This window comes from Nocardioides sp., assembly GCF_035547795.1.
Classification (GTDB): Bacteria; Actinomycetota; Actinomycetes; order Propionibacteriales; family Nocardioidaceae; genus Nocardioides.
On the sequence record NZ_DASZUF010000113.1, the window covers coordinates 1 to 11,388 of the forward strand.

Annotated in this window: 13 protein-coding genes and 1 pseudogene; 9 read left to right on the forward strand and 5 right to left on the reverse strand. The window is 69.3% G+C overall.

Annotated features, from left to right (window positions below):
- Nucleotides 1-121, forward strand: a pseudogene (locus VHA72_RS07740) (1,4-dihydroxy-2-naphthoyl-CoA synthase); the annotation flags it as partial.
- 361 nt (nucleotides 122-482) lie between these two features.
- Here VHA72_RS07740 and VHA72_RS07750 read toward each other — a convergent pair.
- Nucleotides 483-959 carry a type II toxin-antitoxin system VapC family toxin gene (locus VHA72_RS07750; protein WP_325573921.1) on the reverse strand — a complete coding sequence of 159 codons (477 nt, stop codon included), beginning with the start codon at nucleotides 957-959 and terminating at the stop codon, nucleotides 483-485.
- Nucleotides 946-1,716 carry a hypothetical protein gene (locus tag VHA72_RS07755; RefSeq protein WP_325573923.1) on the reverse strand — a complete coding sequence of 257 codons (771 nt, stop codon included), beginning with the start codon at nucleotides 1,714-1,716 and terminating at the stop codon, nucleotides 946-948. Before VHA72_RS07755 ends, VHA72_RS07750 begins: the two co-directional genes overlap by 14 nt.
- A gap of 338 nt (nucleotides 1,717-2,054) precedes the next feature.
- Here VHA72_RS07755 and VHA72_RS07760 point away from each other — a divergent pair, with 338 nt between their 5' ends.
- A complete protein-coding gene (locus VHA72_RS07760) occupies nucleotides 2,055-2,597 on the forward strand; it encodes a hypothetical protein (protein ID WP_325573925.1) in 543 nt (180 codons plus the stop codon).
- A gap of 138 nt (nucleotides 2,598-2,735) precedes the next feature.
- Entirely contained in the window at nucleotides 2,736-3,425 is a 690-nt protein-coding gene (locus VHA72_RS07765) for a DUF3800 domain-containing protein (protein ID WP_325573927.1), read from the forward strand.
- 150 nt (nucleotides 3,426-3,575) lie between these two features.
- Here VHA72_RS07765 and VHA72_RS07770 read toward each other — a convergent pair whose 3' ends face one another.
- On the reverse strand, nucleotides 3,576-4,790 hold the full coding sequence (locus VHA72_RS07770) for an MFS transporter (RefSeq protein ID WP_325573929.1): 1,215 nt from the start codon (nucleotides 4,788-4,790) through the stop codon (nucleotides 3,576-3,578).
- 102 nt (nucleotides 4,791-4,892) lie between these two features.
- Between VHA72_RS07770 and VHA72_RS07775 the strand changes: the two genes are divergently transcribed.
- Both VHA72_RS07775 and VHA72_RS07780 read left to right on the forward strand, forming a co-directional pair.
- On the forward strand, nucleotides 4,893-5,468 hold the full coding sequence (locus VHA72_RS07775; protein ID WP_325573931.1) for a TetR/AcrR family transcriptional regulator: 576 nt from the start codon (nucleotides 4,893-4,895) through the stop codon (nucleotides 5,466-5,468).
- Between the two features lie 126 nt (nucleotides 5,469-5,594).
- On the forward strand, nucleotides 5,595-6,461 hold the full coding sequence (locus tag VHA72_RS07780) for an HpcH/HpaI aldolase/citrate lyase family protein (protein WP_325573933.1): 867 nt from the start codon (nucleotides 5,595-5,597) through the stop codon (nucleotides 6,459-6,461).
- A gap of 6 nt (nucleotides 6,462-6,467) precedes the next feature.
- Here the strand turns inward: VHA72_RS07780 and VHA72_RS07785 are convergent, their stop codons facing one another.
- A complete protein-coding gene (locus tag VHA72_RS07785; protein WP_325573934.1) occupies nucleotides 6,468-7,166 on the reverse strand; it encodes a DUF4396 domain-containing protein in 699 nt (232 codons plus the stop codon).
- A 90-nt stretch (nucleotides 7,167-7,256) separates the two neighbouring features.
- Between VHA72_RS07785 and VHA72_RS07790 the strand changes: the two genes are divergently transcribed.
- From VHA72_RS07790 to thpR, 4 genes are read left to right on the forward strand one after another with little or no spacing between them, the layout of a single operon-like run.
- Nucleotides 7,257-8,723 carry an MDR family MFS transporter gene (locus VHA72_RS07790; protein WP_325573936.1) on the forward strand — a complete coding sequence of 489 codons (1,467 nt, stop codon included), beginning with the start codon at nucleotides 7,257-7,259 and terminating at the stop codon, nucleotides 8,721-8,723.
- A 23-nt stretch (nucleotides 8,724-8,746) separates the two neighbouring features.
- Nucleotides 8,747-9,892, forward strand: coding sequence for an acyl-CoA dehydrogenase family protein (locus VHA72_RS07795; protein WP_325573938.1), 1,146 nt, complete (start codon nucleotides 8,747-8,749; stop codon nucleotides 9,890-9,892).
- 54 nt (nucleotides 9,893-9,946) lie between these two features.
- Nucleotides 9,947-10,663, forward strand: a complete 717-nt coding sequence (locus VHA72_RS07800) for a VIT1/CCC1 transporter family protein (RefSeq protein ID WP_325573940.1) — start codon at nucleotides 9,947-9,949, stop codon at nucleotides 10,661-10,663.
- 2 nt (nucleotides 10,664-10,665) lie between these two features.
- The gene (gene thpR / locus VHA72_RS07805) at nucleotides 10,666-11,226 is read left to right on the forward strand and encodes an RNA 2',3'-cyclic phosphodiesterase (protein WP_325573944.1); all 561 of its coding nucleotides are present in this window, start codon (nucleotides 10,666-10,668) and stop codon (nucleotides 11,224-11,226) included.
- Here thpR and VHA72_RS07810 read toward each other — a convergent pair.
- On the reverse strand, nucleotides 11,208-11,388 hold a 181-nt coding region (locus VHA72_RS07810), incomplete at its 5' end, for a uracil phosphoribosyltransferase (protein WP_325573942.1). The genes thpR and VHA72_RS07810 overlap by 19 nt on opposite strands.

Here is an 11,388-nt window from a genome sequence, read left to right on the forward strand (position 1 = left end):
GCAGCTCTTCGCCGGCGAGACCACCCGCCTCGCCTACATGACCGACGAGGCCCAGGAGGGCCGGGACCAGTTCCTGGAGAAGCGCGACCCGGACTGGTCGCCGTTCCCCTGGTATTTCTAGGGCAACTACTGGACCTGCATCGACGCAGGTCAGACCCTCCATCGCGTCGCAGAGATGTGGCAAGAGGTCGAGTTGTCGGATGACGCGCGACGTTTGTGTAGTTGACCACGACGTGGCTGACCGTGCTTGGATCGATGGCGTCAGTGAGGTGCTGCCCAGGCGATGGGTCATCGAGCGGACCAACTCCTGGCTGACGCGGACCCGACCCCTGGCCCGCGACTACGAACGCCTGCCCGAACACGCCGAGGCCATGATCAAGCGGACCGTGATCGGCCTGATGACCCGCCCCGCCGCGCACCAGCACCGCGACGTCGTCCGTGGCAGCCAAAGCCAGCCGAATGGACCCTTTCCCAACACCTACTTAGTTCTCGTCGGGCAGCAGGCTCAGCAGGTTGCCCTCGTTGATATCGAAGGGGCCAGTCACCCAGACGCCCTCGTAGTCGCCCTCGGGGAATTTGCCGTCGCGAACGATGAGCACGTCCACGCCCGAGAGGATCGCCGTCGCAAGGTGGACTGCGTCCCACGTCTTCAGGCCCAAATCAGTCGCCAACTGGCCAGCCTTGCGGGCGACCACCGTGTTCACGTCCACGAGTTGCGTCTTCCGCGACTGCAACAGCGCCAGCAGGTCCTCACGTACCCGGACGTTCTCTGGGCCGTCCCCGTTGTGGTGCGGGCGAACCTCGATCAAGATCGCGGTCGACTCGACCAGTCGGATCTCCTCGCGGTCCACGGCCTCAAGCAGCGGTTTGAGGCAGGTGAACGCTTGCTCCCCCGTGACGACGCCGAGGAGCGACGATGCATCGAGCAGGGCGCTCGTGATCTTCTCAGGCCTCCCCACGGTGCGCCTCCAGCCACTCGTCCACAGGCACGCCGCCCGTGTAGTTCGGCGCGGCCCCGAACAGGTCAGCCCAGCGTGCCTTCGGCTCGACCAGGACCTCCACCTCGTCAGCGCGCACCTTGAACACCCGGCCCTCTCCGTCCTGCCGGACGATGCCGCGCAGTTCCACGTCCTGCAGCAGCGCGTCCCGCATCGTCTCCCGAAGGCCGCTGGGGAACGACACGCGCACTACGCGCTTCGTGGGCAGGCGCAGAGAGGCGCGGTTACCCCGGGACACGTTCACACCTACCAGTTCGCCGCGCACGGAGCCCGGCATGTCTCGCTCGAAGGGCTGCAGTGTGGCGAGGTCTTGCACCAAGTTAGGCGTGAGGTCCACGGCCGGGCCGGGGCGGTGGTCGGTCACGAGGCGCAGGCGCGGCGGCACCCAGTCCGTCTCGTCCTCTGCGGCCTGCCCGTGCTCGGCGAAGCGGTGCGCGGCCTTCACCGCGTCCGGCGTCCACTCGTCGGGCAGTGGGCCGCCCGCCTGCACCGCGGCCAGCGAGTCCACGACGAGGCGCAGGTGCCGCGCCTCCGCTGGCAGGTCCTTCGGGGGCGTCAGGACGGCGATCGCGGAGGCGGTCCGCAGTTCGTCCACTCGCCAGCCCACCGGGAGGTCGGTCAGTTCGTCCAGCAGTGTCAGCAGGTCCGCCCCAAGGTGGAAGAAGCGTCCCGCGTTGGCGGGCCGTCCTTCGTCCACGGTCAGTTCGAGCGCGTCCACAACCCCATCATGCCCGGATCGTCCGACGCTCGCCGGGGAACCGGGGTGGCGCGTTGCCCGCTTCAGTGCCGGCCTGCCCCGGCCGCTGTTCAGCGAAGAAGCGATGAAGTTCCCGAAGGTGAACCTGTGAGCGGCGAGTGACAGTGGGCGGATCGACCGCGTGGCTCCGCGGAGGCGGGGCCCGATCTCGTCCGCGACGTGGCGAGTTTCCCGCCTCTGATGGGGGCATGGGTTCGCAACGGTATCCGCGGGCGGACGCTCGGGGAGGACTTCTACAAGCGCAACGATTGCCCAGGTGTTGGCTGTCACAACACTACCGCGTTCGGTATAGTTGCGACATGGTCACCGGGGCGAAGTATCGGGATGTTGTGCGAGAGATCGCGCTGGACCGCTACGGCTATGTCACCACGCGGGAGGCGGTCGAGGCTGGGGTGCCGGCCGTGGAGCTTCCCAAGCTCGCGGCTCGAGGTGGACTGAGGAACATTGCCTACGGGCTGTATCGCGTCCCGGACGTCCCGCCTACTCGCTATGACCAGTTCGCCGAGGCGCTCTTGCGGGTAGGGGAAGGGGCCTATCTGCACGGGGAGTCGGTGTTGGCTCTGTTCGGGCTGGCTGATGTGAATCCTCGCCGGATCAAGGTGGCGGTCAACCGGCGGGCGCGGCCGAAATTGCCCGCCTTCATCGAGTTGACCCGAGTGACGGATCAGGTGCGTACGACCTTGTATGAGGGCCTGGAGGCGCAGCCTGTGAGCGATGCCATTCTTGAGTGTCGTGGACGGATCGAAACCGAGCGCCTGCTGGTGGCCGCCAAGCAAGCGAGGGCCGAAGGGCTGTTGACCACGGCCGAGTGGCAGCGGGTGAGGAAGGGACTCCGGGCGTGACGACCGGGCTGCTAGAGTTGGGTCACTGGACTGGCCGTGAGGCCCTGGTCCACCCTTTAGGCGGGGACATCCCCCGCCACCCTCTTGAGGCGGGCATCGCTCGCCTCAAGTTGTTTGTCAGGACGTCGTGTGCGTGAGTTGAGCATCTTCATCGATGAGTCCGGTGTCTTCGGCCCGCTAGAGACGCACTCGCCGTTCTACATCGTCAGCCTTGTCTTCCATGATCAGAGCGATGACATCGCCGGCAACCTCGACAAGATCCACGATGCGCTCGTCGCGCGCGGTCTTGACGCGAACCATCCGATCCATACCGGGCCGCTGATCCGGCGGGAGCAGGACTACCGATGGATGGACATGCCGGAGCGCCGCGCCATCTTCCGTGTGTTGGTGGACTTCGTTCGGCGATGCGAGGTCACCCACCACTCGCTGGTGTTCCACAAGCGTGAGGCCACCGACACTGATCACCTTGTCAGCCTGATCTCCCGGGCGGTGAGCGCGTTCATTCGTGACAACCTCGTGTTCTTCGCCTCCTGGGATCGCATCGTCATCTACTACGACAGCGGCCAGAAGGAGCTGACCAACGTCGTCAACAGCGTTTTCAACGCGCACCTGACCACCGTCGAGGTCCGCAAGGTCATCCCATCCGACTACAGCCTGTTTCAGGCGGCCGACCTGTGCTGCACGCTGGCGCTACTGAGGACCAAGATCGAGACGATCGGCCTGTCAGCGTCTGAGCGCGACTTCTTCTCCACGCCGAAGGACAGCGCCGAACGAGCCTTGAAGAAGGGCTACTTCAAGACGATGGGCGCCAAGCGATTCGGCTCCTGAGGGCCGCGGCGGCGATGTGGCAGAAATGTGGCAGGACGAGCAGCCGCGACCGATCGGAGTCAACGACTCCCAACGCGTTCGTGCAGGTCAATCGCCCAATGCCCACGATGGCCGTCGACGCTCGCTGAGCGTGCCGCGCTACCCCTGGTACTACTGACCCGCCCGGAGACCGAGCAGCGCGAAGGCGCCGAGGCCCAGGGTGATCACGCCGATCGCGTAGGCCACCGCGGTCGCGGTCAGCCCGGTCCCGTGGCTGACCGCGAAGCCGGCGGCGACGGCCGGGACGCCCATCCCGGCGTAGGAGACCAGGTACACGGCGGCGAGCAGCCCGGCCCGCTCGTGCGGCTCGGCGAGCGGCACCGTCGTGCGGATGCTGCCCTGCAGCCCGCTGCCGAACCCCACGCCGGCCACGACCGTCGCGAGCAGGAACCCGACCACCGAGCCGGTGGCGATGGAGGTGGCCAGCCAGGCCACGCCGACGATCATCGCCACCAGGCCGGTGGTCATCTGACGACGACCGTCGTGCGACCGCAGCACGATCGTGGTCACCGACCCCACGATCGCCAGCTCGAAGAGGACGAACCCGCCGAGCACGGTGGGACTGTGCGGCGACATCGCTCGCAGGACGGCGGGGCCGAGCGAACCGTAGAGCCCGGCCAGCGCCCAGACCGCGAAGGCGGCTGGGGCCGCGGCGGTGAAGGCGCCGCGCGCCGCGGCGGGGACGGCGATCCGGGGCCGCAGGCTGGCCAGCAGGCCTCGTCTGGTCGGCGTCGCCTCGAGCAGGGTCAGGACGCCGACCGCCTGGAGGGTGAGCACCGCGATCAGGGCGAGGTAGATCAGGTGGGTCGGCCACGGCAGGTAGCTGACCGCGATCCCCGCAGCGAGCGCGCCGATGCCCGTGCCGGCGCCCGGGGCGGCCGAGCTGGCGACCGTGCCGTGCTCCTGGTGGGCCTCGATCATCGCGGCGCCCAGGGTGCCGAGCCCGGCGCCGGCGGCGATGCCCTGCAGCACACGTCCGATGAAGAGCGGTTCGAACGAGCCGGCCGTGGCGAAGAGGACCAGCGCAACGCCCTGCAGCCCGAGTGCGGCCAGCAGGACCGGCCGACGGCCGAGGTGCGTGGCGGCGCCGCCGAGGACGAGGAGTCCGCCGAGGACCGCGACGGCGTACACCCCGAACGCTTCGGTGGTGGTCAGCGCGGTGCCGTGCCAGATCCGGTCGTAGTGCTGGTAGAGCGGCGTGGGCGCCGCGGATGCCGCCAGGAAGGAGATGACGATCGAGGCGAGGAGGGCGAGTCGAAGGATCGAGCCGTCGTTGGTGCGCGGTGTCCGGACCATGTCGAGGACGGGTGGCGTGCTGGTGGACATCGGTACCTCCGTGGTAGACAGACCTGTCTGTGCGCAACTGGTGAACAGATCCGTCTATTCCGGAAGGTTCCACAGCCGTCCGGTGTTGGGCACGATGTGACAGTGACCGAGGAGCAGCGCAGCGCATCCGAGCGGCTGCTCGACACCGCCGAGCGGCTGTTCTATGCCGAGGGCGTCCACACGGTCGGCATCGACCGGGTCCTGGCCGAGGCCGGCGTGGCCAAGGCGACCCTCTACAAGAACTTCGGGAACAAGGACGGCCTGGTCGCCGCCTACCTCGACCGCCGCCACGAGCGCCAGGTGGCGCGGGTGACGGCTGCCCTCGAGCGCGGCGGTACGCCGCGCGAGCAGGTCCTCGCCGTCTTCGACTCCCAGACCCAGCTCTTCGCACGGCCCGACTTCCGGGGCTGCGCCTTCGCGGCGGCGACCGCGGAGGGCCCGGGCGGTGGCCCCAACGAGGAACGCAGCCGGACCTACCGCGGCTACGTCCGCACCGTCTTCCGCGACATCCTCGAGCGGGCCGGTGTGGCCGATGCGGAGAGCCTGGCTGCGCGGTTGCACCTCATCTACGACGGCGCGCAGATGAGCGCCCGGATGGATCCCGACCCGACCAATCCCGAGATCGTGGCGAACGCGCGCGCCCTCGTCGAGGCGGTCCTGGACGCGGCCGGTCTCTGAGCCGCCGGCCGCTCGTGGAGCGGCCCGGTGCAGAGGTGGAGGGGAGTCTCGCGGGAGACTGGTGCCAGGCCCCGGGCTGTTCCGGGTCCACGCCCGCGCTGCCGTCCCCGACGAAAGGCCCCACTGATGACATCCACCGCACTCGACGAACGCCGGACCGCCCGCGAGGCGACCCGGGTCGACGGCGAGAACGCCCGTTCCTGGCAGCTGGTCTCGGCCCTGAAGGTAGAGGCGTTCGACGGGGCCCAGCTGGGCCGTGCGGACCAGGTCATCCTGGACATGGAGGACGCGATCGACGAGTCGCTGAAGGACCAGGCCCGGGAGAACGTCGTGGGCTGGCTGCGCAGTGGCGGCTCGGCCTGGGTGCGGATCAACGACTGGACCACGCTTGACTGGAGCGACGACCTCGCCGCCCTGGCCGGTACGCCGGGGCTGCGCGGAGTGATCCTCGCCAAGGCGGAGGCGGCCGAGCAGGTCACCGACACGTTCCAGCGCCTGGGCGGTCAGACGCCGGTCATCCCGCTGATCGAGTCCGCGCTCGGCATCGAGGACGCGGTCACGATCGCGCGGGCGCGGGGCGCCTTCCGACTGGCGTTCGGCAGCGGCGACTACCGCAAGGACACCGGCGCGGCGAACGAGCCGATGGCGATGGCCTATCCGCGCACCCGGCTGGTGCTGGCCTCCCGGATCGGAAACCTGCCCGGCCCGGTCGACGGCCCGACGGTCGGCAACAGCCACGCGGTGCTGCGCGAGCAGGCCGCCGACGCGGTCAACCTCGGCATGACCGGCAAGCTCTGCCTCGACATCGAGCAGCCGGCGGTGATCAACGAGTCGATGAGCCCCTCGCCGGCCGACGTCACCTGGGCGCTGGACTTCCTGCGCGAGTTCGAGGCCGGCGGCCGGGTCATCCGGGACGGCTCCGACAAGCCCCGCCTCGCCCGCGCCGAGGTCATCGCCCGCCGGGCGGCGCTGTTCCGGATCGAGCCCAACTGAGGCGACTCACATCGCCTCCTTGATCCCCCGTCGGATCAGCCACACGTTCACCGGGTACGACGTCACGAAGCCCAGGCACATCCCGATCTGCATCCCGAACCAGTAGACCGGGCTGTCCGGGTGCAGGTGGTGGGGCGCGGGGAAGAGCACGAACGTCTGCAGCGCCATCCAGCCGAACAGGCCCACCTCGAAGGCGGTCAGCGAGAGGATGTCGGCCTTGGCGGCCGCCACGATCCCGGCGCGGACACCGAGCCCGCGCATCGGGGCGATCGCGAAGTACTGGAACGCCAGCCCCAGCATCACCGCGAGGACGTAGTCGCCGATCATCTCGGGGTACAGCGCCTGTCCCGCGATGGTGAGCCCGAGCGCGAAGACCGCCCACTCGGCGACGATGTCGCCCAGCGTGCAGCCGGCGCCGCAGTGGCTCACGCCGAGCGCTGTCGAGGCCCAGCCGGGTTGCTCCGGCGGCTCGTCGAGCCCGCGCTCGGCGAGCCAGGCCGGACTGTGCGGCAGCCCCAGCCGTCGATAGGCCCACAGCCCGAGCGGGCCGGTGTAGAGGCAGGTGATCGGCCAGACCCATGCCATCACGGGCATCCGCTGGCGGTGACCGCGGCCGATGTCCCTCAGCACGATCCCGGCCGAGATCAGGCCCGAGGCCAGCGCCACCCAGGCAAGGGCGACGAGCCATGGTGGAGGATCGGTCACGGCGCTCCCTCGACGGTCGGTCTCGGCGGACCGGTAACCAGGAGGACCCCCGGGGAATAGCCTGCCGCATTAGTGAGGTTTGCTAACGATATGTCCGCCAGTGAGACCGTGACCCGTGCCAGCGTCGGCCTCCGCAGCGAGCGGGGCCCGGTCCTGCTCTCGATGATGCTGAGCCTCGGCCTGGTGGCGATCGACACCACCATCCTGGCCACCGCCGTACCGCAGGTGGTGGACAGCCTCGGCGGATTCACCCAGTTCCCGTGGCTGTTCTCGATCTATCTGCTGACCACCGCCGTGACGGTGCCGATCTACGGCAAGCTCGCCGACCTGATCGGTCGCAAGCCGATCATGCTGATCGGCATCGGGTTGTTCGTGGGTGGCTCGATGCTCTCCGGCTTCGCCTGGTCGATGACCGGCCTGATCGTCTTCCGGGCGATCCAGGGACTCGGCGCCGGAGCGGTGCAGCCGATGGCCATGACGATCGTCGGTGACATCTACACGTTGCAGGAGCGGGCGAAGGTCCAGGGCTACATCGCCTCGGTGTGGGCGATCGCCTCGCTGATCGGCCCGACGCTCGGCGGCGTCTTCGCCGACTACGTCTCCTGGCGCGCCATCTTCTTCGTCAACGTCCCACTCGGACTGGTCGCGAGCTGGATGCTGACCCGCAGCTTCAAGGAGAACGTCACCCGCCGGCGCGCGACCATCGACTGGCCGGGCGCCCTGTTGCTCACCGTCGGCGGCGTGGTCTTCCTGCTCGCGCTCCTGGAGGGTGGCCAGCGCTGGGCGTGGGACTCGCCGGTCTCGATCCTGCTCTTCGTGATCGCTCTGGGCACCCTCGTCGCCTTCGGATACGTCGAGAGCCGCGCCGCCGACCCGGTCCTGCCGCTGTGGGTGTTCGGCCGCCGAGTCCTGAACGCCACCAACGCAGGCTCGCTGCTGGTCGGCATGGTGATGCTGGGGCTGTCGTCGTACGTGCCGCTCTTCGCGCAGGGTGTCCTGGGCCACGGCGCCGTCGTGGCGGGGCTGGCGCTGGCCGGCATGACGATCGGCTGGCCGCTGGCGTCGTCCCAGGCGGGTCGGCTCTTCCTGCGCTGGGGCTTCCGGGCGACGGTGTCGCTGGGCGCGCTCACCACGCTGGTCGGCGGCCTGCTGCTGCTCACCGTCGGCACCGACAGCTCGATCTGGCACCTCGGCCTGCCGTGCTTCGTGATGGGGCTGGGCTTCGGCTGGGTGGTCTCGCCGGGCGTGGTCGCGGCCCAGGAGTCGGTGGCATGGACCAGCCGCGGCGTGGCGACCGGCGCGAACATGTTCGCCCGCAGCGTCGGCAGCGCCGTCGGTGTGGCGGTCTTCGGGGCGGTCGCCAACGGCGTGGTCAGCCACCGGCTGCACGGCAAGGTGCCGGCGCTGGAGCAGCTCACCGCGGGCGACCTGGAGCCGGCGCTGCACGTCGTCTTCGTGGTCGCCGTGGCGATCAGCGTGCTGCTGCTCGTGGCGGCCGCTGCGATGCCGACGCGGGTGCGGGAGCGAGACGCCGCGGAGACGGCTACGCGCCAGTAACTTGGCGTCGTAGACTCGGCGCCATGAAGCGCGACATCTACGACGAGGACCACGAGGCGTTCCGGGAGTCGGTCCGCACCTGGATCGAGCGTTCGGTCCTGCCGAACACCGACAAGTACATCGCGGACAAGGCGCTGCCGCGGGAGTTCTGGCTGGAGGCGGGTGCCCAGGGCTTCCTGGGCCTCTCGATCCCGGAGGAGTACGGCGGGGCCGGTGCGGACGACTTCCGCTTCAACGCGGTCCTCGAGGAGGAGCTGGCCAAGGTCGGTGCGGCGTACCCGACGTGCGTGGGCATCCACACCGACATCACCGCGCCCTACATCGTGGAGCTGGGCACCGAGGAGCAGAAGCAGCGCTGGCTGCCCGGCGTCGCGTCGGGCGAGATCCTGCTCGCCATCGGGATGACCGAGCCCAGTGGCGGGTCGGACCTGGCCGCGCTGCGGACCACCGCCGTACGCGACGGGGACGAGTGGGTGATCAACGGCTCCAAGACCTTCATCACCAACGGCTACTCCGCCGACCTGGTCATCGTGGCGGCGCGGACCGACCCGGAGAGGGGCGCCAAGGGCATCACACTGTTCGGAGTGGAGGCGACCAAGGAGGGCTTCAGCCGCGGTCGCAAGCTGGACAAGGTCGGGATGGAGGAGTCCGACACCGCCGAGCTGTTCTTCGAGAACGTGCGGGTCACCGACGCCGAGATCGTGGGCGAGCTCAACATGGGCTTCATCCACATGATGCAGAAGCTGGCCCAGGAGCGGCTCTCCTGCGCGGTGGCGAACGTGGCGCATGCCAAGCAGATCCTGATCGAGACGCTGCAGTACACCAAGGACCGTAAGGCGTTCGGCCAGTCGATCGGCAACTTCCAGCACAACAAGTTCCTGCTGGCCCAGCTGTTCACCCAGATCGAGGTCGCCGAGGCCTACATCGACAAGTGTGTGCTGGCCCACGCGAAGGGCGAGCTGTCCGCGGTCGAGGCGTCGAAGGCCAAGTACTGGTCCTCCCAGACCCAGTCCGAGGTCCTGGACCACTGTGTGCAGTTGCACGGCGGCTACGGGTTCATGAACGAGTACCGGGTGGCCCGCGCCTGGCGCGACGCCCGGGTCACCAAGATCTGGGCCGGATCGAATGAGATCATGAAGGAGATCATCGGCCGCGATCTGGGCTTGTGAGGCGTGCCTGACCTACGTTGCGGCCCGTCGTCCCGGCAAGGGACGATGGGCCGCATGGCTGAGTTGGCGAACCTGGAGCACGAGCACGGGGAGACCGAGGGCCTGAGCAACCGGCTCAACTGGTTGCGTGCCGGCGTGCTGGGGGCCAATGACGGCATCGTGTCGGTGGCCGGCATCGTGATGGGTGTCGCCGGCGCGACCGACCACCGCCCCACCATCCTCATCGCCGGCATCGCCGCCCTGGTGGCGGGTGCGCTGTCGATGGCGGCGGGGGAGTACGTCTCGGTCTCCACCCAGCGCGACGCCGAGCTGGCCCTGGTCGAGGCCGAGAAGCACGACCTCAAGCGGATGCCCGACGAGGAGCTGCGTCACCTGACGACCATGCTCGAGGAGCGCGGGATGTCTCCCGAGACGGCCGCCACGGCCGCCCAGGAGCTGACCGAGTGGAACGCCCTGCGGGTGCACTCCTATCTCGAGTTCGGCATCGACGTCGACGACGTCAGCAACCCGTGGTCGGCCGCGCTGGCCTCGATGGTGTCGTTCACCATCGGCGCGTTGCTGCCCATGCTCACCATCCTGCTGCCCTCGCCGCAGCGGTTCTACGTCACCGTGCTCGCGGTCCTGGTCGCGCTCGCGATCACCGGCTGGACCAGTGCGACCCTCGGATTCGCGAACTGGCGTCGCGCGGCGATCCGCAACGTCCTCGGCGGCGCCTTCGCGATGGGAGTCACCTATCTGATCGGGACGCTGCTGGGCACCCACGTGTCGTGAGGATGTTCGTGGCGGTGGTCCCGCCGGAGCCGGTGATCGAGCACCTCGACGCTTTCCTGGAGGTACGGCGCCTGGCCGCATCCTTCCGCTGGGCCACCTCCGACTCGTTCCACGTCACGCTCGCGTTCCTGGCCGCGGTCGACGCCTGGCGCATCGACGAGCTGGAGGAGCGGCTGGCTCGGGCCGCCGCTCGCCGTACCGCCTTCGCGGCGGCCATCGCCGGTGGCGGGGCGTTCCCGAACGCGGGCCGCGCGAGGGTGCTCTGGGCCGGCCTGGACACCGACACCGTGGAGCTGCGCCGGCTCGCCACCGGGGCTCGGGCCGCGGCCGCCAAGAGCGGCATCGAGGTCGACGGCAGCCGTTTCCGCGGGCACGTGACGCTGGCGCGCCTCGGCGTACCCGCCGAGGTCAGCAACTGGGTCCGCCTCCTCGACTCCTACCGCGGCCCCACCTGGACCGTCTCCTCGATCCGGCTGATCGAGTCCCATCTCGGCGAGGGGCCCCGGGGCCGGCCCCGCTACGAGACGGTGGCCGATTTCCCGCTTCAGCCCGCGATGCCGTAGAGCCGGTCGCCGGCGTCGCCGAGGCCCGGGACGATGTAGCCCTTGTCGTTGAGGTGGTCGTCGAGCGCGGCGGTCACCACGGTGACCGGGATGTCGAGGGAGGCCAGCTTCGACTCGAGGTGCGCGACGCCCTCGGGGGCGGCGAGCAGGCAGATGCAGGTG